Annotated in this window: 24 protein-coding genes, 1 tRNA gene and 2 pseudogenes; 12 read left to right on the top strand and 15 right to left on the bottom strand. The window is 72.6% G+C overall.

All coding sequences use genetic code 11. The features are described from left to right. Nucleotides 1-215 precede the first annotated feature (215 nt). Complete coding sequence (locus tag ACGF5U_RS02930) at nucleotides 216-1,571, bottom strand: hypothetical protein (RefSeq protein ID WP_392714826.1); 1,356 nt, start codon at nucleotides 1,569-1,571, stop codon at nucleotides 216-218. A 72-nt stretch (nucleotides 1,572-1,643) separates the two neighbouring features. Continuing rightward, nucleotides 1,644-2,435 carry a DUF4097 family beta strand repeat-containing protein gene (locus tag ACGF5U_RS02925; RefSeq protein ID WP_392714827.1) on the bottom strand — a complete coding sequence of 264 codons (792 nt, stop codon included), beginning with the start codon at nucleotides 2,433-2,435 and terminating at the stop codon, nucleotides 1,644-1,646. A gap of 167 nt (nucleotides 2,436-2,602) precedes the next feature. Between ACGF5U_RS02925 and ACGF5U_RS02920 the strand changes: the two genes are divergently transcribed. Further along, nucleotides 2,603-2,677: transfer RNA gene (locus ACGF5U_RS02920), tRNA-Val, on the top strand. Between the two features lie 63 nt (nucleotides 2,678-2,740). Here ACGF5U_RS02920 and ACGF5U_RS02915 read toward each other — a convergent pair. Further along, nucleotides 2,741-3,341: pseudogene (locus tag ACGF5U_RS02915) on the bottom strand (tyrosine-type recombinase/integrase); the annotation flags it as partial. A 310-nt stretch (nucleotides 3,342-3,651) separates the two neighbouring features. Between ACGF5U_RS02915 and ACGF5U_RS02910 the strand changes: the two are divergent. The 5 genes from ACGF5U_RS02910 (at nucleotide 3,652) to ACGF5U_RS02890 (ending at nucleotide 6,917) form a co-directional block, all read left to right on the top strand. Next, nucleotides 3,652-3,900, top strand: coding sequence for a hypothetical protein (locus ACGF5U_RS02910; protein WP_392714828.1), 249 nt, complete (start codon nucleotides 3,652-3,654; stop codon nucleotides 3,898-3,900). Continuing rightward, nucleotides 3,897-4,298, top strand: coding sequence for a DNA-binding protein (locus ACGF5U_RS02905; protein ID WP_392714829.1), 402 nt, complete (start codon nucleotides 3,897-3,899; stop codon nucleotides 4,296-4,298). The genes ACGF5U_RS02910 and ACGF5U_RS02905 overlap by 4 nt, the downstream gene beginning before the upstream one ends. 285 nt (nucleotides 4,299-4,583) lie before the next feature. Then, on the top strand, nucleotides 4,584-5,018 hold the full coding sequence (locus ACGF5U_RS02900; protein ID WP_392714830.1) for a hypothetical protein: 435 nt from the start codon (nucleotides 4,584-4,586) through the stop codon (nucleotides 5,016-5,018). A 313-nt stretch (nucleotides 5,019-5,331) separates the two neighbouring features. After that, a complete protein-coding gene (locus ACGF5U_RS02895; RefSeq protein WP_392714831.1) occupies nucleotides 5,332-5,619 on the top strand; it encodes a hypothetical protein in 288 nt (95 codons plus the stop codon). 266 nt (nucleotides 5,620-5,885) lie between these two features. Further along, nucleotides 5,886-6,917 carry a hypothetical protein gene (locus ACGF5U_RS02890; protein ID WP_392818311.1) on the top strand — a complete coding sequence of 344 codons (1,032 nt, stop codon included), beginning with the start codon at nucleotides 5,886-5,888 and terminating at the stop codon, nucleotides 6,915-6,917. 15 nt (nucleotides 6,918-6,932) lie between these two features. Here ACGF5U_RS02890 and ACGF5U_RS02885 read toward each other — a convergent pair whose 3' ends face one another. After that, a complete protein-coding gene (locus ACGF5U_RS02885) occupies nucleotides 6,933-7,283 on the bottom strand; it encodes a winged helix-turn-helix domain-containing protein (protein ID WP_392714833.1) in 351 nt (116 codons plus the stop codon). Then, entirely contained in the window at nucleotides 7,280-8,272 is a 993-nt protein-coding gene (locus tag ACGF5U_RS02880; RefSeq protein WP_392714834.1) for a hypothetical protein, read from the bottom strand. The genes ACGF5U_RS02885 and ACGF5U_RS02880 overlap by 4 nt, the downstream gene beginning before the upstream one ends. Nucleotides 8,273-8,506: 234 nt before the next feature. Here ACGF5U_RS02880 and ACGF5U_RS02875 point away from each other — a divergent pair, with 234 nt between their 5' ends. Next, nucleotides 8,507-9,103, top strand: coding sequence for a dihydrofolate reductase family protein (locus ACGF5U_RS02875; protein ID WP_392714835.1), 597 nt, complete (start codon nucleotides 8,507-8,509; stop codon nucleotides 9,101-9,103). Between the two features lie 144 nt (nucleotides 9,104-9,247). On the opposite strand, the gene ACGF5U_RS02870 is transcribed toward ACGF5U_RS02875, so the two are convergent. Then, on the bottom strand, nucleotides 9,248-9,880 hold the full coding sequence (locus ACGF5U_RS02870; RefSeq protein WP_392714836.1) for a DUF4232 domain-containing protein: 633 nt from the start codon (nucleotides 9,878-9,880) through the stop codon (nucleotides 9,248-9,250). 203 nt (nucleotides 9,881-10,083) lie between these two features. Here ACGF5U_RS02870 and ACGF5U_RS02865 point away from each other — a divergent pair, with 203 nt between their 5' ends. After that, the gene (locus ACGF5U_RS02865) at nucleotides 10,084-10,305 is read left to right on the top strand and encodes a hypothetical protein (RefSeq protein WP_392714837.1); all 222 of its coding nucleotides are present in this window, start codon (nucleotides 10,084-10,086) and stop codon (nucleotides 10,303-10,305) included. 112 nt (nucleotides 10,306-10,417) lie between these two features. On the opposite strand, the pseudogene ACGF5U_RS02860 reads toward ACGF5U_RS02865, so the two are convergent. Then, nucleotides 10,418-10,516 (bottom strand): annotated as a pseudogene (locus ACGF5U_RS02860) (DUF2087 domain-containing protein); the annotation flags it as partial. Nucleotides 10,517-10,533: 17 nt separating this feature from the next. After that, nucleotides 10,534-11,166, bottom strand: a complete 633-nt coding sequence (locus tag ACGF5U_RS02855; RefSeq protein ID WP_392714838.1) for a hypothetical protein — start codon at nucleotides 11,164-11,166, stop codon at nucleotides 10,534-10,536. Between the two features lie 457 nt (nucleotides 11,167-11,623). Here ACGF5U_RS02855 and ACGF5U_RS02850 point away from each other — a divergent pair, with 457 nt between their 5' ends. Then, nucleotides 11,624-11,878 (top strand): DUF2277 domain-containing protein, encoded by a 255-nt coding sequence (locus ACGF5U_RS02850; protein ID WP_392714839.1) that lies wholly within the window; start codon nucleotides 11,624-11,626, stop codon nucleotides 11,876-11,878. Here the strand turns inward: ACGF5U_RS02850 and ACGF5U_RS02845 are convergent. The 5 genes from ACGF5U_RS02845 to ACGF5U_RS02825 form a co-directional block, all read right to left on the bottom strand. After that, complete coding sequence (locus ACGF5U_RS02845) at nucleotides 11,835-12,446, bottom strand: DedA family protein (protein ID WP_392714840.1); 612 nt, start codon at nucleotides 12,444-12,446, stop codon at nucleotides 11,835-11,837. The genes ACGF5U_RS02850 and ACGF5U_RS02845 overlap by 44 nt on opposite strands. A gap of 366 nt (nucleotides 12,447-12,812) precedes the next feature. Next, a complete protein-coding gene (locus ACGF5U_RS02840; RefSeq protein WP_392714841.1) occupies nucleotides 12,813-13,268 on the bottom strand; it encodes a DoxX family protein in 456 nt (151 codons plus the stop codon). A gap of 41 nt (nucleotides 13,269-13,309) precedes the next feature. Beyond that, entirely contained in the window at nucleotides 13,310-15,340 is a 2,031-nt protein-coding gene (locus ACGF5U_RS02835; protein WP_392714842.1) for an FAD/NAD(P)-binding protein, read from the bottom strand. Nucleotides 15,341-15,611: 271 nt separating this feature from the next. Beyond that, a complete protein-coding gene (locus ACGF5U_RS02830) occupies nucleotides 15,612-17,351 on the bottom strand; it encodes an alkaline phosphatase D family protein (protein WP_392714843.1) in 1,740 nt (579 codons plus the stop codon). A gap of 101 nt (nucleotides 17,352-17,452) precedes the next feature. Continuing rightward, a complete protein-coding gene (locus tag ACGF5U_RS02825; protein ID WP_392714844.1) occupies nucleotides 17,453-18,109 on the bottom strand; it encodes an HNH endonuclease family protein in 657 nt (218 codons plus the stop codon). Between the two features lie 189 nt (nucleotides 18,110-18,298). Between ACGF5U_RS02825 and ACGF5U_RS02820 the strand changes: the two genes are divergently transcribed. Together ACGF5U_RS02820 and ACGF5U_RS02815 are read left to right on the top strand one after the other, a co-directional pair. Further along, the gene (locus tag ACGF5U_RS02820) at nucleotides 18,299-19,090 is read left to right on the top strand and encodes an ABC transporter permease (RefSeq protein WP_392714845.1); all 792 of its coding nucleotides are present in this window, start codon (nucleotides 18,299-18,301) and stop codon (nucleotides 19,088-19,090) included. A gap of 233 nt (nucleotides 19,091-19,323) precedes the next feature. Next, complete coding sequence (locus ACGF5U_RS02815; protein WP_392714846.1) at nucleotides 19,324-19,908, top strand: TMEM165/GDT1 family protein; 585 nt, start codon at nucleotides 19,324-19,326, stop codon at nucleotides 19,906-19,908. Between the two features lie 123 nt (nucleotides 19,909-20,031). On the opposite strand, the gene ACGF5U_RS02810 is transcribed toward ACGF5U_RS02815, so the two are convergent. After that, nucleotides 20,032-20,706 carry an HAD-IA family hydrolase gene (locus tag ACGF5U_RS02810; protein WP_392714847.1) on the bottom strand — a complete coding sequence of 225 codons (675 nt, stop codon included), beginning with the start codon at nucleotides 20,704-20,706 and terminating at the stop codon, nucleotides 20,032-20,034. 302 nt (nucleotides 20,707-21,008) lie between these two features. Next, nucleotides 21,009-22,088, bottom strand: a complete 1,080-nt coding sequence (locus tag ACGF5U_RS02805; RefSeq protein WP_392714848.1) for a peptidoglycan-binding protein — start codon at nucleotides 22,086-22,088, stop codon at nucleotides 21,009-21,011. 220 nt (nucleotides 22,089-22,308) lie between these two features. Here ACGF5U_RS02805 and ACGF5U_RS02800 point away from each other — a divergent pair, with 220 nt between their 5' ends. Then, nucleotides 22,309-24,357, top strand: coding sequence for a DHA2 family efflux MFS transporter permease subunit (locus ACGF5U_RS02800; protein WP_392714849.1), 2,049 nt, complete (start codon nucleotides 22,309-22,311; stop codon nucleotides 24,355-24,357). Nucleotides 24,358-24,429: the final 72 nt, after the last annotated feature.

Genomic DNA, 24,429 nt, shown 5'->3' with positions numbered 1-24,429 from the left:
CGGGTTCCGTACGCCTCACGTACCGCATAAGCCCAGGATAAAGGCGCCGAGCCGCCCGGCCCGAACCACGCCCCGCTTCGGGCTCCCCAGGGCTGCCGACCACGAGCCCTGCTTCGGGCTCCCCAGGGCTGCCGACCACGAGCCCTGCTTCGGGCTCCCCAGGGCTGCCGACCACGCACCCTCACACGGGCCCCTGCCACGCCCGGCGTGCGGAGCTAGTGCCCGGCGGCTCCGCGCTGGTCGCGGATCTGCTCGACGACCCGCGCGACCGCGCCCCGAACGGCTTCCGTCTCCGCCAGGAAGTGCCAGTAGTCGGGGTGGCGCCCCTCCAGACCGGTGACCGCCCGCTCCAGGCGCGCCACCGCGTCGTCCAGCGGCCCCGCGTGGCGCGGGTCGGGGGTGTGACGGCCCGCCATGGCGAGCCGCTGCGCGTCGCGGATGGCGAACCGGGTGCGCTCGATCTCCTGCTGCGGGTCCTTCGCCACCGCGTTCAGCCGCTGGAGCCGGTCACCGGCCGCGGACACGGCCTCGTCGGTGGCGTTCAGCAACGCCCGCACGGTCGTGAGCAGGGCCGTGGCATCGGCCCAGCGCTGCTCGTCCCGGGCCTGCCCGGCCTCCTTCAGCCTCTCCTCGGCGCGCCGCACGTTGTCGGCGGCCTGCGCCGGGACGGGCTGGAGGTCCTGCCAGCAGGCGGCGCTGAACCGGCGGCGCAGCTCGCTGAGCACCGGCTCGACGGACCCGGCCCGGTGCGCGAGCGCCTGCGCGCGGGTACGGAGGGACACCAGGCGCCGGTCGGTCTCGGCGGCCCGCTCCGGGAGCCGCTCCGCCTCGGCGCGTACGGCTTCCGCGTCACGCAGGACACGGTCGGCGCGCTGGAGGGTCTCGGGTACGCCGTGCCGGCCGGCGCCCTGGTTCAGCTTGGTCAGCTCGGGGGCGAGGGCGGCGAGCCGCGCCGCGAGACCGTCGGCGGTGAACCCCGCGTCCCGCACCCCGTCGAGCGCGTTGCTCGCGGACAGGAGCGCCGCTCTGGCCCGTTCGACGGCGGGCGCCAGCCGGGCCAGCTGCGTCTCCGCCTTGTCCAGCAACGGCGCGAGCTGCCGCTCGAACCGGTCGAGCTCGCCCTTGACCCGTACGAGATCGTCCTTGGCGCGGGTCAGTTCACCGCGCGCCCGCACGGCGGCGGACGCCTCCAGCTCCGGCCGGTCCAGGTCGTAGGAGTCCACGACGGCGATGTACGCGTGGCTCACCTCGTCGATCCGCCGCCCCAGCGCGGCGAAGTCGTCCTCCGCCCGGCGCGCGGCCGGTGAACCGTCCACGGCGGTGATCGTCTCGATGGAGATCCGCAGGTCCCGCTGAGCGGTGTCCAGCTCGTAGAACGCCGCGGCCGCCTCGTCCTTCGCCGCCTGCGCGTCGGCACGCTGACTCTCGCCGCGCCCCCCGAACCAACGGCGCCCGCCGGCACCCCCGGCCCCGGCGAACGCGGCGGGAAGCAGGGCGACGGCCAACGGCAGAGGCAGCAACACCAGCGCGACCACATCGCTCCACCGCCGCCGCGCGCGTGTCACCGTCACATCCCGCTCCCGTGCTGGGTCCGCCCCTGTCCGGTCATTCTCCCACCAGGTAAGGACGAACACACGGGCCCATTAGTTCGCGGCGCGCACCGACACGTCCCCGTTGTCGCTCCGCGCCTCCACCACATGCCGGCTGGCCGCGTCGATGGGCACGGCCACGTCGACGGTGCCGTTGTCGCTGCGCGCGTCCACGGCGTACTGCGGCGTCGCGCCACGACCGCCGGCGCGCGGCAGCTCGACGGTCACCGAGCCGTTGTCGCTGACGGCCTCCACCCGGTCGGGCACGGCGACCGGGGCCAGCCGGACGTCCCCGTTGTCGCTGTACGCCACGAGGCGCCGCCCCGCGAACCGCTCCACGCGGACGTCCCCGTTGTCGCTCCGCACCTCCAGCGGCCCGCCGGAGCCCCGTACGGTCAGGTCGCCGTTGTCCGCCCGTACCGCCAGCGCGCCGGCGAACCCGTCGGCCGTCACGTCCCCGTCGCCGCTCTCCACCGTCACGGCGACACCGCGCGGCACCCTCACCTCGTGCCGGGCACCGCAGGCATCCACCAGCGCGTCGCACGACACCCGCAGGGTGAGCCGCCCGGCCTCCAGCCGCCAGCTCGGCGACGGCCCTTCGCCGAACACCACCCACCCGTCGACCTGCCGGGTCACCTCCACCCCGTCGACATCGGCAGGCACGAGCACCAGGTCAGAGCCGTCGGAATCCACCACCAACGACTCGCCCCGGAACGGGAACACCTTGCTCTCCGCAGGCGCCGCCCCCGCGTCCACACCCCCACACCCCGCGACCCCCACCACCCCGACGAGAACGCCCGCCGCGACCCCGAACGCACGGCCGAGCCGCTTCACCGACACACCCACGACGATCCCCCGACAACCCGACGACGACGACTCCCCTCACGCTACGTACGGACCCCGCCCCCCACGATCCAGCCCTCCACCGTCTCGAAGGTAGGGCTACCCCCCGGGCCCGATGACCGGTTTGCGAGACCCACCCATGCGCCATGTACGCTGTTGCCTCACTCCACGGGTGCGTAGCTCAGGGGTAGAGCGCTGCTCTTACAAAGCAGATGTCGGCGGTTCGAAACCGTCCGCGCCCACCAGCCGAAATGCCCCCGCAGCGAGCCGCTGCGGGGGCGTTGACGGTAGGAATTGACGGCAGTCCCTCAGTCTGACCGGCGGCGACGTCGCAAGAGCCGGTCCATGTGATCTATCGCCTCACGCCGATTGTCGTCCGGCACGTGGGTGTAGATGTTCATCGTGACGGCGATCTGCGAGTGCCCCAGGATCTCCATCACCACGCGCGCCGGCACCCCGGCCGCGAACAGCAGGGTGGCGCATCCGTGCCGGGCGTCGTGCAGCCGGATGCGGGGGAGCCCTGCGTCACCTGAGATGCGCTCGAACGATCGGCTGAGGTTCCTCGCCTCCACAGGGCGTCCGGTGCGCGTCCGGCGCTCCAGGTCGATGTCCGACCTGCGCAGTCCGAGACCTCTCCCCGTCGCAGCCCGAGAGCGACTGCCAGGACGAATGCGGGTACAGAAGATCCTTCCTCGCGGCCTCCAGGAAGGTTGTCGTCTGCTCCAGGTCCCACGGCTTGAGTTCCCGCGGCTGCGCATGGGGCGCGGGGACCAGCTTGACCACGTTCCTACTGATCAATTCCTCTCGGCACGCGGCCGTCAACGCGCTTCGCAGGACCCGGTGGGACTCCTTGGCCGTGGCCGCTGACGTCGTGGCGGTTGCAGCGGTGAGCATGCGCCGTACATCTGCCGCCGGACGTGCGTCTCGTACTTGGCGTACGTCGTCTTCATACGCACGAGGCTTAGCGTGAAAGCGGGTCGGCGCACTCTCACGTGCGACCGGCCCGGAAGGGCGGCCCCGGTGTGTATACGCCGGGGTCGTTGCGTCGGCGTCGTCGCTCCGCTCCCGCAGGAAGCAGGGGCATCACCCGCACTCCAAGGGGCTGGTGAAGAAGGCCCCGCGATCGGCGCGGACGACATCCTGCCCACCGAGGGCACCTGGTCGGAGCTCAGGGCGCCGATCGCGGACGACTTCACGCATACTCCAGTATGCTCCGAGTATGTCATCGACTACGCGCATCACCGTCACACTGCCCACCGACCAGGTGGCGGAGCTCCGTAGGCTCACGGACAACGTCTCCGGCTACGTGGCAGAAGCCGTAGCCCGCCAGATCCGGCACCAGCTCCTGGGCAGCGACCTCCGCCGCCACGAGGAGGAGCACGGATCCTTCAGCGACGAGGAGCTTGCCGAGGCCCGCGCGAAGATCTTCGGCTCCACCGGCTCCTCTAAGGGCGCGGACGCCGCGTGAGCGAGCGTATCGAGACCGTCGTCCTGGACTCGGAAGGGCTGTCCGCCTGGATCGCGCAGGACCGCAAGCTCCTCGCCATGCTGCAGGTGTTCCACGACATGGGAGCCGACCTCGTCATCGGGGCAGACACCATCGTGGAAGTCAGCCACTCCCGAACCAACATGCCTTGCCTGAACTGGGCTCTGTCCCGCGTCAAGGTGGAGCCGGTCACCGAACAAGCGGCGAAAGCGGCAGCGGAACTCCTCAAAGACGCCGGGCTGCACGGGCATAAATACGCCATCGACGCCACGGTCGCCGAGGTCGCGCTTCGCCAGCCGAAACCCGTCGCTCTGCTGACGTCCGACAGCGACGACATGACCAAACTCTGCGGCAGCCAGATCCGCATCATTCCTCTTTGACCCGCCAACCCCCCGGGCTCTGTCGCACTGCCGCCACCCGTGCCCCATCCGTGCCCAGCGGAGCGGACAACAGCGGTCAGGTACGGCTCCCAGGGACCGTAGCCAACCATCCCGTCCAACACGAAAAGCACAGGTCAGAGCCCGTCCAGCAGTCCAGACCGCCGGTGATTCCCAAGCTCATGCCCTTGGACGCCCTACCGTGCCTCGTCATAGGGCGCGCATCAGGGGGATGCGATGGGATCTCTCACGATCACGTGGAGTCCGCATAGTCACGGGTGGGCCGTCGTGAAGGTGGGTGACGATCAAGGCGAGGCGGAGGTCATCGCTTCATACATCACCGACGGGCCTGAGCAATTCCTGTACGCCGTGGCCAGGCTGGTGCTGGGTGACGAGGACACACGCGCCGAGTTGGAGGGCGAACCGCAGGGGTACCGGTGGTTCTTTCATCGGGATGGTTCGGGGGTCGATGTTCGACTCGTGAGGGCCGACGACGGCCTTGCGCCGGACAGCTCGGGGACGGTCCTCTGGTCAGGACGCCACGCGATCGCGGCACTCGCGCGGTCGGCCGTCCGAGCCTTCGACCGGATTGACCACGAACTGGGCGAGGAGGCCTACGAGGCTCAATGGGGCCGGCCGTTTCCCCGAACCGAACTCGAAGCCCTGCGAACGGCGATGCGGCGGCACCTCAAGACCACACCCAGTCCTGACATCACCAGGTGACATCAACGACAGCGGACGAGGGCAGCCCAACACGGTCGCGCGCGAGGCGTGGACGCGAGGACGAGAGCTCCCGACGGCTGGGGCGATCGAACTTACCAAGCAGATGTCGGCGGTTCGAAACCGTCCGCGCCCACCACCACGAAGGCCCCCAGCCGATCATGGCTGGGGGCCTTCGACATCTCTGCGCCGGCCCCAACGGCAACGTTGACGGCCTCAGCACCAGGTGCGGATGCGGGGACGCGGCCTGCGAGGGGCACCATGCTCACCAAGCGTCAAGGCCCCGGTCGGCGCGTAGGGCGGCATGATGGTTTCCATGAGTCCGGATGACAGCGTGTCCAAGGAGCGCACCCGCGCCACGGTTGTGGCGGATGGTGCCGCGATGGTGTTCACGTGGGACGAGGACGCGCGGATCGAGGTGCGCCACCTCGGCGGAGAGGTCGTCGTCGAAGCGAATGCCGCAGGCCTCAGAACGCTTGCCGGGCATCTGCTCGTCCTCGCCCGGGACGGCGTGCCCGCCGGGAGCCATCTGCACCTCGAAGACGGCAACGGTCTGGAGGGCGGGTCGGTCGGCTTGGTTCTGGAACGTGGCGACGAGGAGTGAGCCGACACGGCAGACAGATCGAGGCGAACCTGTCGGCGCGGGCCGTGTGTCCGACGGCCCATGGGGGCGGTCGAGCAGGGTGGTGCCGGCCTCCCGTCCGTCATGGCGGTGGGAGCGCATGGGCGGGGGCTTCGGGCCGTCGGTGACGGGCCCTGACGCTTCGTCGGGGTGGGGAAGGGGAGGCGGGCGATATGGGCGGGGTGGGGGACGCGGTGGCGTTCCTTCGGGATTTCAAGAGGCGGATGCCGGGGGCTCGTAAGGATGAGGTGCGGGCGGCGTTCGTCGAGGCGTTCCGTCCTCTGCGGGCGCGGAGCGTGTTCGTGGGGGACGGGTACGGGGTGCGGTTCTCGGAGGCCCGGACGGGTTCGTTCTCGAACACCGTCCTGTCGCTGTCCGCTCTCAGGAGCCATGACGCGCGGCCGTTCGTCGTCGTGGTCGTCCGTGACACCGGCCTGGAGTTCCTGCTGGCCAACTCGACGTTCCTGAAGAAGGCCAGCCACAGTTCGCACCGGCTGACCGTCGACAACGTCCGGGGCAGCTTCAACGGCGGCGACATCCTGCGGGAGTACCAGGGGCTGCGGAACAGCCCGGAGAACTTCGACGCCCTCTTCGCGTCGCACGCGGCGTTCACCTGGGAGGAGAACCTCGAGCGGCTCGTCGGCGCCACGAACGACGTCGCCGGGAGGGATCTCCGGTTCCGGCCCACCGAAGAGCAGACGGCCCAGATCCTGCGCGGCCCGGAGCGGGCCGCGCGGGTCATGGGGGCGCGGGCGTTCCGGCAGGTCGGTGAGGAGCTCGCCGACATCGTCCGGGCCCGCTCCGACGCGATCCTGCGCTCCGCCCGGGTCGAGAACGTGAACGTCCGGGGCAACGACATCGAGCGGCACATCACGGGCCTCGGCGGAGGCCACGGCCACCGGCTCGACGACCTCGTCAGGGAGTTCCCGGGCGGGGTCCTCTCGATCGACGTGAAGACGAAACTGCTCGACCGCGCGTCGGCACCGAAGGCGTACAACATCGACAAGACGCTCGCCTTCCTCGCCACCCCGGACAGCGTTCCGGCCTTCCTGATGGTCGGGATCGATCTCCGGCGGGCGACGGTGTCAGCCGTACTGCTGCCGATCTTCGAGGTCACCCTGCTCCGGGCGACGCGCGTGCAGCACCATTGGGCGGGCCGGAACTCCCGGGGTGTGACGCAGCTGACCGGCCGGTTCTCGGAGGTCTTCGACGCGGGCTACCGGCCGGCCGTCGGTGTGGACGAGGCCGACGCCTTCGTGTCGTCGTTGCTGCGCCTCTGACCCTGCTCGTGGTGATCACGTGCCGGGTGGTTCGGGGGTGGCGCGCGGGGTCTCCAGGCGGTGGACGAGGGCGCGCAGGGCGCGGAGTTCGCCTTCCAGGGCGTGCGCGCCTGCGCGGGTGAGGGTGATCCAGGTGCGGGGGCGCCGGCCCGCGTACCCCTTCTCCACGGTGATCAGGCCCGATTCCTCCAGCACCTTCAGGTGCCGGGAGAGGTTGCCGTCGGTGACGGCCAGTTGCTTCTTCAGGAAGGCGAAGTCCACCCGGTCCGCTTCGTGGGCGACGGTGAGGATGCCGAGCCGTACGCGCTGGTGGACCGTGTCGTCCAGCGCCTGGGTCGGGTGCGGTTCTTCATGGTCGTCGCTCATGAGGCGACCGTACGCGGACGTGCGGCGCCCTCGGTGGCCCGGCGGCGGACCCTCGCCCACTCGGCCAGACCTGCCACGAGCAGGATGGCGGCGAGCAGGACCGCCTTGGCCTGCGGCCCGTCGACCCAACCCGGCTGGGCGGGGTGTGTCCAGGGAAGCAGGCCGCTGCCCCACTCGGCGCCCAGGTATCCGGTCAGCAGCAGGGCGTGGGCGGCGCCGGCCGCCGCCGTGGTCCAGCCGCGTTCGGCCACGCCGAGTACGAGGAGCCCGACGCCGACCAGATACCAGGGGGAGGCGTACCTGTTCTCCAGCAGCGCGACCTGCCATGGCTGGCCGCCGTAGAAGAGGAGCGCCAGCAGGGCCGTCGTGACCACCGCCGTGGCCACGACGGTGGCGCGGATCCACGCTCCGCGGCGGGGGACGATGCCCCGGGACTCGCCGCGCAGGCGGTACCAGCGGGCGAGGGCGAACCACGCCAGCGGGAGCAGCGCGAACCACACGCCCCAGGCCGCGAAGCGCAGCACGGCGCCGTCGAACTCGCCCTCCAGACAGGGCGTTCCGGGTTCGTGTACGACGCACAGACCGGTCAACTCGGCGTACGCGAAGGTCGGATAGGACCCGACGTTGCGCCCGTGCGCCCCGAAGTTGAAGGCGTACCGGGCGATCGGCGCCGCCGCCAGCGCGAGTACGCCGAAGCCGAGGAGCGGGACCCACGAGCCGTTCAGTTGCGTACGGGTCCTGGCCCGTAGGCCCTGTGTCGCGGCCAGCAGCCCGGCCGCGTCCGTCTTCGGGCTGGTGGTCGCGTGCGGTTCGGGGGTCGCGTGCGGTTCGGGGGCCGCCTTCGGTTCGGTGGTCGTCTTCGGTCGGGATGTCCTCGCCGGCGGGCCAGGTGTCTCCGGTGCCGGTTCGGATGACGTCGGTTCGAATGCCGTCGGTTCGAATGCCGTCGGTTCGGATGCGTCCGCGCCGGTCGGTGTGGGTGTCCCCATGGTGTTCCCCCAGTGGTCGCGCTTGGGTGGCGTCGGCCAGCGGACGCCGTGCGGCCGCCCGCCGCGTTCGCTTGTACTTTGCCACGCAAAGTACATGGCGGTCGAGAGTTCCTAGCGGCTCCCCGCGGGGTGTGTCGTGGATCACAGGGGGGGGGGTGACGTGGATGCGATGAGTTTCGGGTCGCCCGGCCGTCTGTATTGCCGTAAGCCCGAGCGAAGAAGAGGATCAGGCCCATGCGCATCGTGATCAGCGAGTTCATCAGCCTTGACGGCGTCGTGCAGGCCCCCGGTGGGCCCGACGAGGACACCGACGGCGGCTTCGCCCACGGCGGCTGGACGCACCCGTTCTTCGACCCCGAGGTGGTCGGCGGTGCCTTCGACGACGCGTTGGGCAAGGCCGAGGCGCTGCTGTTCGGGCGTCGTACGTGGAAGACGATGGCCGGGGCGTGGCCCGAGCGGGCGGGCGACCCGTTCGCCGACCGCATGAACTCCATCCCGAAGTACGTCGTGTCGCGGACGCTCGGCGACGCGGAGCTGACGTGGGCGAACACGACGCTCATCGTCGGTGACGGCGCCGTCGACCGCATCCGCGAACTGCGCGAGGCCGAAGGCGGCGACCTGCTGGTCATGGGCAGCCCCACGCTGGCTCGCACCCTGCTGGCCGAGGGTCTGGTGGACGAACTCCGGCTCATGATCATGCCGGTGCTCCTCGGCGGTGGAAAGACGATCTTCCCCGACGACGGCGGGAAGCACACGCTGGAGCTGGTGTCGACGGTCACCAGCGGCGCGGGCGTCAACGTGTGCACCTACCGGCCGGCCGCCCAGGCCTAGGTGCCCGCGTCGCCCACCGCGTGCCGGGACGCCTGTGGCGGCCCGGCGGCAGGCGATCCCGGGGCCGCCGAGACCCGGCCTGGGGTGGTTGGGGTCGTGGGGGGCGAGGGGCAGGGGCGAGGCCGGGAGCCGGGGCCGGGCGGGCTACAGGCTGAGCGCGTCCTCCACGTTGCCGACCCAGGCCGTGACCGATGCGTCGGGGGAGACGTACAGGCCCGGGGTGCTCGCGGTGAGCGGGGTCTGCTCCAGGTCGCTCTCGGTCTCCATCGTCATCGCGATCGAGTTCACCGTCTTGCCCTTCCCGTCGTGACGACCGCCCATCAGGCCCGCGTACGCCGACTCGCCCGGGGCGAGGGTGAGATCCGTGCCCGGGTGCGTCTCCTCGCGGTGCGTGGCCGCGCCGTCCAGGTCGCCGAAGGTCACGACCGGGTAGCCGTGGGCGAGGCAGGGCTTGCCCGTCTTGTTGGTGACCTTCAGGAGGTACGAGCTGGTCGTGGGCTCGGCGAGGGTCGCCGTGAAGGTGACGTCGGCAGTGCCGCACAGCTGCGTGGCCCCCGGCGGAGTGGCCGTGGGCGTCGTCGGCGTCGGGGCGCCGTCCGTGCCGCCCTTGTCGCCCGGCGTCGGGGCGGCGGTCGCCGTCGGCGGCGCGGACACGGACGGGCTGCCGTCGTACGACGGGTCCTCCGGACCGCACGCCGTCAGGGAGAGGGCCAGGGCCAGGGCCGGGACGGCGGCGATGACGGACGTGGCGGTGCGGCGGGTCCGGATGATCGGCATGATGGATGTCCCCCGAGTGATGGGCGCGTTCGCGCCGGTGTTCTTCGAGAGTGGCCGATTTCCTTCACAGCTTCGTGACGGCGACTTGCCGAAATCACCACGGAGAAGGGGGCGCGGGGTGCGTCGGGCACCTCGGGCTCACCGGGTACGCCCTTCGGGGGCCTCGGGATGCGATGCCGGTGGACCACGGGGAGGCTGGGGGCATGTCCGCACACCCGCCTGTCATCGTCTACCCGCCGTCCGAGACCGGTGGGCGGCGTGTGCGTGCCGACGGGACGATCCTCGGGCTCGCACACAGCATCGCCGAGTTGGCGGACATGCTGGCGGGTGTCGGGCTGGAACTGGGGCCCGACGAGGTGGCCGCGTCACGGCTGGTCGAGTGGCGGGGCGGCGGCCCCGGGGTGTGGGGCGAATCCCCGCCGTGACCGGGCGGCCGCGCCGTCACCGTGCCCGGCCACCAGCGTGCCACTGCCGTGCCGTGCCGCGCCTGCACGACCGCGCCGCGCCGCCGAGCGCGCGGAGCCGTGCCGTCGGCGGTCAGGCGGCCCTGCGGTAGTTGCTGCCGTCCTTCGTACGGTGCATCAGCCCGGCCACGACCAGGTAGCGGCGCAGCGCCGAGCAGTCGTCGTGGACCGTCGACGGCCGAACGCCCGTCAGCAGCTCTCGTCGAACTTCACCGTGTCGATCCTGATCGGGCTGCCGTCGAGCGTGGCGCCGGCTGCCGGAGTGGTGCGGCAGACCCGCCAGTTGGACTCCACCAGCACGGCCCGCCCCTTGCCGCTCGCGTCCCGTACGTCGATGCTGCTGTTCGACGGCAGCACCTGTCGGGCGACCTTCACGGACCTGCCGACGAGGTCGGGCATCGTGCCGTCCGCCGGGTCCGGCGTACCGGCGTCCTTCGCCGGGCACTCCTCCGTCAGCTTCACCGTGCCGAAGTCGACCTTCACGGTGGTCGCGTGCGTTCCGGGCGCCGGGTTCTGCGTGCAGACCTTCCAGTTGCGGTCCAGGACCTGTTCGCGTCCCCGGCCCAGGGCGTCATGGGATGTCAGGAGCAGGAACCCGGCGGCCTGGGCCTCGTCCTGCGCGTACTGGAGGCCCTTGCCGACGAGGTCTGGCAGCACGCCCGTAGTCCGGGGCTTGTCGGCGCCGCCCGGCGACGGAGACGTCGCGGGAGTGTTCGCCGGCGGCTGGGGTGAGGTGGGGGCGGTCGTGTCCTGGCAGCCGGTCAGGGTGAGCAGCAGTACCAGGGCCGCGGCCGTCGTCGTCGATGTGCCGGTGCGTCGCATGGTTCCCCCTCGGTCGAACGACGGGTTCATCATGCGACAGCGGGGCCCGAGTCCGCCCCCGGTTCGCCCCGGAGCGCACCCGTACGGGGCGGACTGCGCCTTCCCCGGGCGGCGGCGCAACCCGCACCCTGCTGGTCAGGGGGCCGCTCGGGGCCCGGAGGGACAGGGGGTGGTTCGGATGGCTCGTACGCAGTCCAAGTGCGGGGCACGCACCAAGCAGGGGCGCCGCTGCCGGCGGCTGGCCATGGTGGGGGCCTCCCGGTGCAATCTCCACCGGGCCGACTGGGCCACGTACCTCGTGGAGCGGCTGCGGGGTGAGGGCCCGGCGAGGGAGTCGGAACGTACGAGGGGCTGGCGACGCGCGACGGCGTGGTGAAGCGGGACGGCGTGGTGAAGCGGGACGGGCGGGCAACGGGAACAGGTGCCGCGATCGTGGGGGATCGCGGACACTGGAGGCATGTGCCGCAGCATCAAGACGCTTCGACCGCCCGCCCTCCCCGAGAAGGCCACCGAGGAGGAGATCCGCGCGGCGGCCCTCCAGTACGTACGCAAGGTCTCCGGCTTCCGGGTGCCCGCCGCGCACAACCGGGAGGTGTTCGAGCGGGCCGTGGACGAGATCGCCCACGCCACGCAGGCCCTGCTGGCGGGGATCGAGGTCCGCGGCCAGGCTAGGCCGCAGGTGTCGGAGCCGGAGCCGTCGGGCGCCGCATGACGTACGAGGCGAGGCTGCCCGCCAGGAAGAGGGCCAGCACGGACACCCCCGCGCTGATCCAGGTCGCGCCCAGCCACTGCCCGCCGAAGTAGCCGAGGCCCACGCTGTAGACCGCCCACGCCACGGCGGCCAGCGCCGACCAGGGCAGGAACTCCCGGGCCGTGCGCCGCGCCGCGCCCGCGCCGAGCGACACGACGGAGCGCCCCGCCGGGGCGAACCTGGCGATGACGACGAGGGCGCCGCCGCCCCGGCTGAGCGCCGTGCCGAGACGTTCCTGCGCGGTGGTCAGGCGGCGTGACCTGGCGATCGCCCGGTCCAGGCGGGGGCCGCCGCGCCACGCCAGCCGGTAGGCGACGAGGTCGCCGAGCACCGACGCGCCGGCCGCGCAGAGGGCGAGGGTGACGAGGGAGACGTCGGTCGGGGCGTTGCTCGCGGCGGCGGCCGTGGCGGCCGTGATGACGAGGACGCCGCTCGGCAGTACGGGGAGGAACACGTCGAGCAGGACCGACACGGCGACAGCCGCGTATACCCATGGGCTTCCGGCCAGCCACCCCACGCTCTCCAGCACCTTGACTCCCCGGGTTCGGCCGCAAGAACGCGGAACAGCGTACGCCCGGCTCCCGGCGTCATCGCACGCGGAGGGGCGTGAGGCCGTTCGCCTCACGCCCCTCGGCCGCGTCGCCCGGTGCGCGCCCGTCGACCGCGTCGCCCGGTGCGCACCCGTCGACCGCGTCGCCCGGTGCGCGCTCCTCGACCGCGCGTCACCCGGTGCGCGTCGCACTGCCGTCGTATGGCCGGTCACGTCGCATGGCGGGTCCATCTCGCACGGCCGGGCACGTCGCACGGCGGATCCATCTCGCATGGCGGGTCACGCCGCACAGCCGTCGACGCGGGTGGGGTGGGGTGGGTGGGGTGCGTCGCGGTACCGCCGGTGTCAGGCCGTGACCGTCTCGGCCCGCTGTCCCGCGTCCTGCGGCGCCCGGGACTTGAACAGGCCGTCGAGCGCCAGCGCGCCTGGTCCGGTGAAGACGAGCAGCAGCAGGGCCCAGCAGTACAGGGCCGCGCCCTCGCCGCCGTTCTCCATCGGGAACAGGCCCTGCGGCTGGTGCATCTTGAAGTACGCGTACGCCATGGCGCCGGACGAGACGAAGGCGGCGGTACGGGTGCCCAGGCCGATCAGGATGAGCGCGCCGCCGACCAGCTCGATCACGGCCGCGTACCAGAACGGCCAGGTGCCCGACGGGACCGTGCCGCCGCTGCCGTCGGCGCCGCCGAGGACGCCGAACAGCTTCGAGGCGCCGTGGGTGAGGAACAGCAGGCCGATGACGACGCGGAACAGTCCGAGCGCGTACGGCCGGGCCTGATCGAGACGTTCGGAGATCTTGGACATGGGGGGTTGCTCCTTCGGCTGGGGACGTACCGATGAGAGCCCTAGGTTAGGGAGTCCTCATAAATACTTGCAAGTTCAACATTCGGTCGTGTCGCGGAGTGGCCGGATGCTTGCGGGGCCGCTCGGACCGCCGCCCGCAGGGCCGCCCTGGCGACCGCGTCCGCGTCCGCGAGCGTCACCGAACCGACCCCGGGCCGGGCTCCCGCCGCCGTCACCCAGTGCACGCCCTCCGTCGGCACGCCGAGAGCGAACCTCCGCCTGTGCACAGCACCTTGACGATCGATCAGGTTATACGGGCCCGCTGTGACGTCCAGGCCGCCCGTCTCGTGGCCGTCGCTCACATGGGGCCTGCAGCCACCTGTCCTGAGCAGCTCGCCGAGCAGCTCGTCACCCGTGCGCCGCACGTCCGGCTCGGGCAGCCGCGCCTCGATGAGCGTGGTCGCCGTCACACCGGATCCCGGCACGACCGGTGAAGCGGCGACGAACGCGCCGCCCTCCGCCCGCACCTCCATGCGCGGCCCGACGACCTCCAGCACGCCCGCCTCGATCAGGGCGACCATCTCCTCGATACGGCGACGCGGCGGGCCGATGGACAGGAACGCGTTCAGCGGCGTGTACCAGCGGTCCAGATGGTCGCGGCGCGAGCTGCCCGACAATCCCGCGTGGTCCACGATCTGCCGCAGCTCGTTGCGGATGTCCCGCAGGACGTCCAGCGCCGCCTTCAGGGGCCCCGCCCTGTTGCCGAGCGCCGCCTCTGCCACGTCCGCGCGCAGCCGGGCCAGCAGCCAGGCCCGGTGCCCCGCCGCCGAAGGGAACGTTTCGCCCGTGTGGGGGCGGGCCAGCCGCTCCCACGACCAGCGCGCGTGTGACGGCACCCCGAAGGCGTCCAGTACGACGGCCGGCGGCTCGTCGCCCAGGAAACGGGCGCGGAACCCCGCCACCCCCGCCCCGGCCGCGTACGGGTACGCGGGCGTGTGCCCTGTCCTGGGACTGCGGGGCCTGTGCCGTTGCCCGTGCGCGAGGAGCGTCTCGTAGTAGACCGTCTCCACCTCCCGCGCCACCAGTGGCCAGACCTCGCTCAGGAAGTCCGGCGGGTCGCCCGCGCGCGCCCGCGCGCGGAACGCCTCGATCACGTCAGGGGTCAGCACCGCCGGCTCGTGCCGTTCCGACGCGCCCTTCGCGTTGTCCCCGCGCGCGTGGTACGGCACGCCGCGCCGCGATCCCGCGTACAACCGGGGCTCCCGGCCCGAAGGGCGGTACACCAGCCCGTCGCCGTTCCCCGCCGGTACGAACCGGCCGCCGCGCCCCTGCGTGAGGAGCGCCATGTGGTCGAAGAAGTTCAGGCCCAGGCCCCGCAGCAGCACCGGCTCGCCGGGGCCGATCGGCGTCAGGTCGAGGTCGGCCGGGTTGGCGGGCGGCAGGTACCGCAGCCCGTGCGCGTCGGCGTACGCGGCGAGGCGGGCCTGTGCCGCGTCCGCGACCGCCGGGAGGTGCCCCTGTGCCAGGACGACCGCCCCCAGGCCGCCGAGCACCGTGCCGTCGTCCAGGGTGAGGACCTGGGTGGGCGTCGCCGCTCCCTCGACGGCCTGCCGGTCGTGTGCGTCCGGTTCGCCGTGCCGGTCGCACCCGTGCTCGTCCGCCAGGCGCACGGCACGCGCCCGGTGCACCCGTACCGTCACCTCGGGCGGCGCGTCGCGCACCGTGCGGGCGAACGCCCACTCCAGGTAGCGCCCGTAACAGGCGCGTGTCGGGTAGTCGTCGGGCCCGAGTGCGTACGCGCGGGTGGCGGCCCACTCGTACAGGCTCGGGCCCTCGCGTACCGGGCCCTCGCAGACCACGCTCGTGTCGGTGAACACCGTCACCTGGGACGCCACGGTGTTCATCAGCAGCTCGGCCGGCTGATCCGTACGCCACACCCGCCCGGGACCGGGCGGCGACGGGTCGACGACATGGACGGTCAGGGGCGTCCCCGACGCCAGCTCCGGGGCGGAGGCGCAGAGTCTCTCCAGCACCGATGTGCCGCGTGGACCTGCGCCGACCAGGGCTATGGCGGGGGGAACGGCGTTCGACAAGACGAAGGACTCCCGGAACGTGCGTGCGGGCGGCGCGTAAGCAGGACGTCCGGCCCATCATGCCGACGCGGACCCCGCAAGCGAACCTCTGGGCGGAGGCTCACCCTCCGCTGTTGGCAGGATCACGGAAGGGATCACGGCATGGGGAAGGAGGCTGTGAAGAGTGGGGAGGGATTGAGTGAACGGGGGTGCGCGGTGTCAGAGCCCCAGGTGCCCAGGTGCCCAGGTGCCCGGGTGCCCAGGTGCCCAGGTGTCCAGGTGCCCGGGAGCATCAGGGCGTCAGGGACGTGTCCTCGACCCGTACCAGCGCCGCGCCCCCGGCACGCGGCCGTCGCGCGCGGTCCAGACGCAGCTGTGCCGTACGGCTCTTGAGCGTCAGCGTCATCAGCTGGTTGCCGAACCACGGGCCGCCCGTCCTGCGCCACTCGACCCGGGGGCGCCCCACGCGTCCGTGCCGGACCAGCACGCGCCCGAGCCGCCGCCCCGCGCCGCTCCAGCCGAACCGGAACGCGAGCCGCAGGGCGTACGGGATCCGGTTGTGCAGCGGCGAGCAGGTCAGCTGGAGCACCCGGGCGGCACCGCCCGGCGTGCCGAGCCGTGCCTCGGCCACGTACGCGTGGTGCACGTCCCCCGACAGGACGGCCACCGTCGCCGGGGCGTGCGGCCCGCCGGCCGCCTCCGCGAGCAGCTCCGTCAGCGACCCGAACGATTCGGGGAACGCCGCCCAGTGCTCCAGGTCCGAGCGGCGGCGCGCCAGTTCGGCGAACCTGGCCCAGCGGTCGCCCCGTTCGCCCCGGCACAGCGCGGCGTTCCAGCCCTCCGCGTCGTGGACGAGCGGCGGCAGCAGCCATGGCAGCGAACTCCCGATCAGCAGATGGTCACGCTCCTCGGGGTCGGCCAGCGCCTGGTCTCGCAGCCAGCGGGCGTCCTCGCCGCCGAGCATGGCCCGCTTCTGCTCGTCCAGCACGCGGCCCGCGCGGGTGTCGAGCATCAGCAGTCGCGTACGGCCGAGGTCACGCCGGTAGCTCCACCGGGCCGTGCCCGGATCGGTGTCCGCCTCGGCGGCGAACCGGCGCAGGTGCTCGGTGCCGTCGGGGTCGGCGCGCACCGCCGCGTACAGGGGGTCCGCCGCCAGTTCGGCGGGGGAGAGGTTCCCCAGGTGCTGGTGCACCCAGTACGACATGAGCCCGCTCAGCAGCCGCTCACGCCACCACGGCTTCGCGCGCATCCCGGCGAGCCAGGCCGCGCTGGTGTTCCAGTCGTCGATGACGTCGTGGTCGTCGAAGATCATGAGGCTCGGGACGGTGGAGAGCAGCCACCGTACGTCGGGGTCGAGCCACGATTCGTGGTAGAGCCGCGTGTACTCCTCGTAGTCCGCGACCTGGGCGCCCGGAGGCTCCCGCAGATCGCGGCGGGCCGCGAGCCAACGACGGGTCGCCCGCGAGGTCTTGTCCGCGTACACCTGGTCGCCGAGGAGCAGCAGGGCGTCGGGGCGCGGTGCGGCGGGGTCGGCGGCCAGGCGGGCGGCGAGCGCGCCGAGCGCGTCCGCGCCGACCGGGTCGCGCGCGTCGGCGGGCGGTGCGGCCCACCGGCACGACCCGAACGCGATACGGACCTCCGTGGCCGCAGGCGCGGGCACGGTGACGGTGGAGGCGGGCAGCCGCGAGCCCTCGGGCGGCCAGACCCGACGGCCGTCCAGCAGTACGTCGTACGCCGTCGTCGTGCCGGGTGTCAGACCGGTGACGGTGACGAGGGCGTAGTGGTGTCCGGCGATCTGGAACGTCCGGGTGGACCCGCCCGCGCCGTCCGCGCACCGGACCTCGGCCGTGCACGGCCGGTCCGCCTCGACCCAGACCGTGGCCGCCGCGCCCGCCGTTCCCGCCGCGCCCGCCGTTCCCGTCGCGCCCGCCGTTCCCGTCGCGTCCGCCGCGTTCGACGGCTCCCGGCCGCCGGTGGCCGCCTCTCGGCCGACGTACCGCAGCAGCGGTCCCAGCCGCAGACCGGCGCCCATGTGTGCTCCCCTCCATCGCCCCGCCCGTACGGTACGGAACGCTGGAGGGAAGCGGGCCGTTCCACCCCGGCCGATTCCGGCCAACCCTGACGCGGGGTCGGTCAGCAGCCGTTGAGGACCGACTGCAGGGCGCTCTTCTCGGCGGAGTCCACGCTCAGGTTCCAGTAGTGCTTCGTGTGCACCCACATCCGGGCGTACACGCAGTGGTACGCGGTGCGCGGCGGCATCCACTCGGCCGGGTCCTTGTCGCCCTTGGCCTGGTTCACGTTGTCGGTGACCGCGATGAGCTGGGGGCGCGTCAGGTCGTTGGCGAAGGAACGGCGCTGGGTGGTGGTCCAGGAGCTGGCGCCCGAACGCCATGCCTCGGCGAGCGGGACGATGTGGTCGATGTCCACGTCGGACGCGGCGTACCAGGTGGCGCCGTCGAACTCGGAGTACCAGCGGCCGCTGACCGCCGCGCACGTATCGCTCTGGACGACGTTCACGCCGTCGCGCTCCAGGACGACCTCACGCGTGTTGCAGGTGCCGTACTGGGTGATCCAGTGCGGGAACAGGTCGCGGCTGTAACCGGTGGAGGAACCTTCCGCCTTGACGGTCAGCTGGCTCAGGTACGTACGGGCGGTGGACGCGCTGACCGGGGTGGGCGGGGCCGCCTGGGCGGTGGGCGCGGTGGTCAGGAGGGTGGTCAGGGTGAGGGCTGCGGTGGAGGCGAGGACTGCGGCGCGACGCATGGTTCGACGCGCGTAGACACGGGACATGCGAACTCCCTTGAGGTGGGGGGCCTTGGCCGATCGCCCCCTCGGGGGCGGCCCGGTCAGCGTGGCGGCGCCAGGTTGCGTGGGGATGGGCGCCAGGTAACAGGGTGACGACATGCACACGTCACATCAAGGGTTGTGTCTACTTCTTGACATCCCGCCAGGTTCCCTGGCGCCGCCTAGGGTTGGGCTGTGCTACTGCCCGTGAACCTCGCCTTCGGGGCCGTTCTCGCCGTCCTGCTCGCCGTCACCGCCTGTGTCGCCGCCCTCGCGCGGCTCCGCCCGGCCCGCGAGATCCTCACCGCCGGCGTCCGCGCGGCCGTCCAGCTCGCCGCCGTCTCGCTCGTCATCGGATGGGTCGTCAGCGCCGTACCGCTGCTGCTGCTCTTCCTGCTGGTGATGTACGGGGTCGCGGTACGGACCGCCGGGCGCCGCGTCACCCCCAACGGCACCTGGTGGTGGGCCGCCGCGCCCATCGCCGCCGGGGTCGTCCCCGTCGTGGGGGCGCTGCTGCTCACCGGGCTCGTCCCGCTGAAGGGGATCGCCCTCGTCCCGGTCGGAGGCATCCTCATCGGCGGCGCGCTCACCGCCACCGTGCTCGGCGGCAGGCGCGCGCTGGACGAGCTCGCCGTACGGCACGGCGAGGTGGAGGCGGGCATGGCGCTCGGCCTCCTCGACCGGGACGCCCGGCTGGAGGTGGCGCGGGAAGCGGCGTCGGACGCGCTGCTGCCGGGGCTCGACCAGACCAGGACCGTGGGTCTCGTCACACTGCCCGGCGCCTTCGTCGGGATGCTGCTGGGCGGGGCGTCACCGCTGCTGGCGGCGGCCGTGCAGCTGTTCGTGCTGGTAGGGCTCATGGCCGTGCAGGCGATCGCGGTCGCGGTGGTGCTGGAGCTGGTGGCACGCGGGCGGCTGCACCGGGCGGAGCCGGCCGGCACGGGAACGGGCCGAGCGGCCGGCCGTCCGGGCGGTCACGTACCCTGAACGGAGCAGAAGGGGAGTAGCTCTTCGCCGGACCGTCGACATACTGCTGGGCCTCGTGCCCGGCCGGCGCCCGGAGGCGGAGCCCGCGTGCCGGGCACCGCCAGCGAGACCTTCGGCAGCAGCAGTGTCATGTCATGTGCATCCATGGCCCTGCCGTGCCGGAGCGACCCCTGAAACGGAAGTTCACGCAGGTCTCTCGGTATGGCGGAGTCCGACCGATTGAGGAACCACTCGTGCTCAGCCTGACCATCATGGCGATCACCTTCGGCGTCGTCTTCCTCGCCGAGCTCCCCGACAAGACCGCCCTCGCGGGCCTCATGCTGGGCACCCGCTACCGCGCGTCCTACGTCTTCGCGGGCGTCGCCGCTGCCTTCGCCGTCCATGTCGCGCTGGCCGTCGCGGCCGGCAGCGTACTGACCCTGCTCCCGCACCGGCTGGTGCAGGCGATGGTCGGCGTCCTGTTCCTGGCGGGCGCGGTGATGCTCCTGCTGAAGAAGCACGACGACGATGACGAGACGGTCAAGGCCCCGGCCGACCAGTCCTTCTGGAAGGTCTCCGGAGCCGGTTTCATGCTGATCCTGGTCGCCGAGTTCGGCGACCTGACGCAGATCATGACCGCGAACCTGGCCGCCCGCTACGACGACCCGCTGTCGGTCGGCCTCGGGGCGGTGCTCGCCCTCTGGGCGGTCGCCGGGATCGGCATCCTCGGCGGGCGGACGCTGATGAAGTACGTACCGCTCCGGCTGATCACAAGGGTCGCGGCCGGCCTGATGCTCGCGCTCGCCGGATTCAGCCTGTACGAGGCACTCGCGGCGTAGCCGATGCGGCGCGGCGCGCGGGGCGCGCGGTGCCGGGCGCGGGAGCGGTGTGCGGGGCCGGGGCCCTCGGGTCGTGGTCCTCAGCCCGTGAGTCCTCAGCCCGTGGTCCTCAGGCCGTGGTCCTCAGGCCGTGATGTGGAGGCGGATCGTGCCGTCGCCGGCCGCCTCCACCCGTACCCGCGTCAGGTCCTGGACGTGGACGTCCGGGGCGAAGGCCGCGGCGCGGGGGCCGATGCCCACCACGCGCATCCCGGCGGCCCGGCCGGCGGTGATGCCCGCCTCGGAGTCCTCGAACGCGATGCACTCCTCCGGGGTGAACCCCAGTTCGGCGGCGCCCTTCAGGAATCCCTCCGGGTCCGGCTTGCTGGCGCCCACCCGCTCGGCGGTGACCCGCACCTCGGGCATCCGCAGGCCGGCCGCGCCCATCCGGGCCCGGGCGAGCGGCTCGTCGGCGGAGGTGACCAGGGCGTGCGGGAGGGCGGCTATGGCCGCCATGAAGGCGGGGGCGCCGGGAACGGGGACCACGCCGTCGAGGTCGGCGGTCTCCTCGGCGAGCATCGCGCGGTTGTCGGCGTGGTTCTCCGCCATGGGCCGGTCCGGGAGGAGTACGGCCATCGTGGCGTACCCCTGGCGGCCGTGGACCACCTTCAGCGCCTCTTCCGGGTCCAGCCCGTGGCGCACGGCCCACCGGCGCCAGCAGCGCTCCACCACCGCGTCCGAGTTCACGAGCGTGCCGTCCATGTCCAGGAGCAGAGCCCCGGCGGTCAGGACGACGGGGGCGGAAGCGGTGGCCGTCATGGGCGGGCTCCAGGGGCTCCGGGGCAAGGTGAAGGGAGGGTGAGGCAGGGCGAAGGAGTACGAAGGAGTACGAAGTGGCCCGCCCGCCGGTCAGGGAGTACGGGCGGAGCCACTTTGTTCCTCCACGATACAAAACGAGGTGCCCGAGCGCCACTCGCCCTGGTCCCGCGATGGTCCCGAGCCGGCCCGCGCTGGTCCCGGGCAGGTCGGCAATGGTCCCGGGAGGGCCGACCTGCCGGCTCCCGGCCTCCCGGCGCCCCGGTTGCGGCCCTGCTCCCGGCCGGCCTCGCGGTTCGTCCGGGTCAGCGGCCTGCCGTCTCGCCCTCCAGGGAGCCTCGTGTGGTGGAGCCGTACACGCCCCTGGGGTCGGCCGTGATGCCCCGGCGTGCCTGGTACGCGGCCACCGCCTTCTCCACGTTCTTGTCGTAGCGCCCGTGCATCGGCCCGTCGTACAGGCCGAGCTCCCGGAGCCGGTGCTGGAGGTCCGTGACCCCCTGGCCCCGGTCGCCCCGGCTCAGACTGGTGCCGGCCGTGGGCGCCTTGGTGCGGGTCTCGGCCCGGGTGGGCGTCGATCCGGTGTCGGTCGCCGACCCGCCCGTACCGTCGGACGGCCTCGGGGCCGGTGGGGTGGAGGATGCCGACGGGGACGGCGTCGCCGACGGGGACGCCAGCGTCGAACCCGACGCCTCCGTGGACGGTGGCTCCGGCTGGTCGCTGGGCCACGCGGGGGCGCTCGGGTCCGGCATCACGCGGTCCGCCTCGTCGCCGCCGAACAGGCCCCCGGCGAACGCCGCCGTGCCGATCACGGCCACCACGGCCGCGGCGACCCCGAGCACCACGATCGAGGGACGACGGCCCGCGTGGCGCGGATCGGGGGCGCGGCGCCGGGAGCGGCGCGGTCCGGGCGCGACGTCGGGGGTGACGTCGGGCGCGGCATCCGGGGCGAAGCCGGAGGTGGCGTCCGGGTGCTCGTCGTACGGCGGCAGGGCGGCGTGCGGGTCGGCGTGCGGGTCGGTGAGCGGGACGGCGTGGGGGCGCGTGGGCGGGCCGTTGAGCGGGTCGGCCTCCGGCGGCGGCGTGCGCTCCGGCGGCAGCGGCCCCGGAGGCACGCCGGGACCGCCGGGACCGCCGGGACCGGCCCCCGGGTCGTGGCCCTGCGGGAGGAACAGCGGCATCGTCGACGCCGGGTCACCGAACTGCTCCGCCGACAGCGCGTCCGCCGACAGCGCTTCCGGCGGAACAGCGTCCGGAGGGGGCGCGTCGGCGGCCGCGCCCACCGGCGCCGCCAGGTGCACGTACGGGCGAATCCGGAGCGGCTCGAAATCCTCCCCGTACGGTCCGGCCGCCGGCGCCGTCGGCATGCCCGGCGTCGCCGCCCTCATGTCCCGTACCGGCCCGGCGCAGGCGCAGCCCACGCCCGGCGGTGTGCCGCACGCAGGACAGACCTTTTCAGCCACTGTGGTGCCCCTCCCCTGTGAACTGCCAGCGATTATGCAGCCCCATACGGGCCCGCCCAACGCCGCGTTCCTCGCTCGGCAGGCCATAACCGGCCAGAACACCCACGATGGAGGAGGAAAGAGTGAGGGAGGCGAGGGAGATTCCATGGCGCAGGAAGTGAGCACCCCGGACACCAGCCCGTCGCCGGAGCCCGGGAGCGGGGACAGACGCACTGTCCTGGTCGCCATCGGCGCGCTCCTCCTCGGCATGCTGCTCGCCGCGCTCGACCAGACCATCGTCTCCACCGCCCTTCCCACGATCGTCAGCGAACTCGGCGGCATGGACCATCTGTCATGGGTCGTCACCGCCTACATGCTGGCGGCGACCGCCGCCACGCCGCTCTGGGGCAAACTGGGCGACCAGTACGGCCGCAAGAAGCTGTTCCAGACCGCGATCGTCATCTTCCTCGTCGGCTCCGCGCTGTGCGGCATCGCGCAGAACATGCCGCAGCTCATCGCCTTCCGCGCCGTCCAGGGGCTGGGTGGCGGCGGTCTGATGGTGCTGTCCATGGCGATCGTCGGCGACATCGTCCCGCCCCGGGAGCGAGGCAGGTACCAGGGCCTGTTCGGCGCGGTGTTCGGCGCCACCAGCGTCCTCGGTCCGCTGCTCGGCGGGCTGTTCACCGAACACCTGAGCTGGCGCTGGGTGTTCTACATCAACCTGCCGATCGGCGTCGTGGCCCTGCTCGTGATCGCCGCCGTCCTGCACATCCCGGTGCGCCGCACCCGCCACACCATCGACTACCTCGGCACGTTCCTCATCGCGTCGGTCGCCACCTGCCTGGTCCTCGTGGCGTCGCTCGGCGGCACCACCTGGGCCTGGGGCTCGACGCAGATCATCGCGCTCGCCGTCCTCGGCCTGGTGCTGCTGGTGTGGTTCGTGTCCGTGGAGCGCCGCGCCGCCGAACCCGTCCTGCCCCTGAAGCTGTTCCGGATCCGCACCTTCACGCTGGTGTCCGTCATCAGCTTCGTCATCGGCTTCGCCATGTTCGGCGCGATGACCTACCTGCCGACGTTCCTCCAGGTCGTCCAGCGCGTCAGCCCCACCATGTCCGGGGTGCACATGCTGCCCATGGTGCTCGGCATGCTCATCACCTCGACCGCCTCGGGGCAGATCGTGAGCCGTACCGGCCGCTGGAAGGTGTTCCCCGTGGCCGGCACCGCCGTCACCGCCGTCGGCCTGCTCCTGCTGCACCGGATGGAGCCCGCCAGCGCCACCTGGGTGATGAGCCTGTACTTCTTCGTCTTCGGCGCCGGTCTCGGTCTGGTCATGCAGGTCCTGGTGCTGGTGGTGCAGAACGCCGTCTCGTACGAGGACCTGGGCGTCGCCACGTCCGGCGCCACGTTCTTCCGGTCGATCGGCGCGTCGTTCGGTGTCGCCGTCTTCGGCACCGTCTTCACCAACCGGCTCACCGACAAGCTCGCCGAGGCGCTCGCGGGCCGGGAGGTGCCGCCGGGGGCCGACGCCCACGCGATCTCCGCCGACCCGCGCGCCATCGGTGAACTCCCCCCGGACCTGCGGCCGCGGGCGATCTCCGCGTACGCGACCTCCATCACGGACGTCTTCCTGTACGCGGTGCCGGTGGTCGTCCTCGCCTTCCTCATCGCCTGGTTCCTCAAGGAGGACCGGCTGCGGGGTTCCGTCACCGCGCCCGACCCGAGCCAGACCATCGCCTCCAACCCGGTCGAGCGCTCCTCGTACGACGAGTGCGCCCGTGCCCTGTCCGTGCTCGGCTCCCGGGAGGGCCGCAAGGCGGTCTACGAGAAGATCACCGCCCGCGCCGGACTCGACCTGCTGCCCGCGTCGAGCTGGCTGCTGCTGCGCATCCGGCGCCACGGCACGGTGGAGCCCGCCCGGCTCGCCGAGACCACGCCCGTGCCGATCAGGGCCATCACGGAGGCGTCCCGGCAGGTCGAGGAGCGGGGCCTGGCCCGCCGCGAGGGGCTCCAGCTGATGCTGACCGACCGGGGCGTGGAGGCGGCGACCGCGCTGGCCCACGCCCGGGAGGACTCCCTCGCTGAGCTGCTCGGCGACTGGTGGGGTCCCGACCGGCCGACCGACCTGATCAAACTGGTCGAGGAGCTGACGGCGGAGCTGAGCGGTTCGGACCGGGAACGCCCCATGCGCGAACCGCCCCCCGACCACCACCTCTAGCGCCTGGACCCGCGCCCGCCGACCAGCACCCGCACCGGCGCCCGCTCCGGCCGCCGCAGCTAGCGCCTGGAC

The organism is Streptomyces sp. NPDC047886, from assembly GCF_043204435.1.
Taxonomy (GTDB): Bacteria; Actinomycetota; Actinomycetes; order Streptomycetales; family Streptomycetaceae; genus Streptomyces.
The sequence above is the reverse complement of the archived record's forward strand: the minus strand, read 5'-3'. Positions and strand labels throughout refer to the sequence as shown.

Excerpts from the sequence above, each read along its gene's own strand:
- ACGF5U_RS02910 (WP_392714828.1), top strand. The coding sequence starts at position 3,652 with ATGTCATCGACTACGCGCATCACCGTCACACTGCCCACCGACCAGGTG.
- ACGF5U_RS02895 (WP_392714831.1), top strand. The coding sequence starts at position 5,332 with ATGAGTCCGGATGACAGCGTGTCCAAGGAGCGCACCCGCGCCACGGTT.
- ACGF5U_RS02885 (WP_392714833.1), bottom strand. The coding sequence starts at position 7,283 with ATGAGCGACGACCATGAAGAACCGCACCCGACCCAGGCGCTGGACGAC.
- ACGF5U_RS02880 (WP_392714834.1), bottom strand. The coding sequence starts at position 8,272 with ATGGGGACACCCACACCGACCGGCGCGGACGCATCCGAACCGACGGCA.
- ACGF5U_RS02875 (WP_392714835.1), top strand. The coding sequence starts at position 8,507 with ATGCGCATCGTGATCAGCGAGTTCATCAGCCTTGACGGCGTCGTGCAG.
- ACGF5U_RS02870 (WP_392714836.1), bottom strand. The coding sequence starts at position 9,880 with ATGCCGATCATCCGGACCCGCCGCACCGCCACGTCCGTCATCGCCGCC.
- ACGF5U_RS02865 (WP_392714837.1), top strand. The coding sequence starts at position 10,084 with ATGTCCGCACACCCGCCTGTCATCGTCTACCCGCCGTCCGAGACCGGT.
- ACGF5U_RS02855 (WP_392714838.1), bottom strand. The coding sequence starts at position 11,166 with ATGCGACGCACCGGCACATCGACGACGACGGCCGCGGCCCTGGTACTG.
- ACGF5U_RS02850 (WP_392714839.1), top strand. The coding sequence starts at position 11,624 with ATGTGCCGCAGCATCAAGACGCTTCGACCGCCCGCCCTCCCCGAGAAG.
- ACGF5U_RS02840 (WP_392714841.1), bottom strand. The coding sequence starts at position 13,268 with ATGTCCAAGATCTCCGAACGTCTCGATCAGGCCCGGCCGTACGCGCTC.
- ACGF5U_RS02830 (WP_392714843.1), bottom strand. The coding sequence starts at position 17,351 with ATGGGCGCCGGTCTGCGGCTGGGACCGCTGCTGCGGTACGTCGGCCGA.
- ACGF5U_RS02825 (WP_392714844.1), bottom strand. The coding sequence starts at position 18,109 with ATGTCCCGTGTCTACGCGCGTCGAACCATGCGTCGCGCCGCAGTCCTC.
- ACGF5U_RS02810 (WP_392714847.1), bottom strand. The coding sequence starts at position 20,706 with ATGACGGCCACCGCTTCCGCCCCCGTCGTCCTGACCGCCGGGGCTCTG.
- ACGF5U_RS02805 (WP_392714848.1), bottom strand. The coding sequence starts at position 22,088 with ATGAGGGCGGCGACGCCGGGCATGCCGACGGCGCCGGCGGCCGGACCG.
- ACGF5U_RS02800 (WP_392714849.1), top strand. The coding sequence starts at position 22,309 with ATGGCGCAGGAAGTGAGCACCCCGGACACCAGCCCGTCGCCGGAGCCC.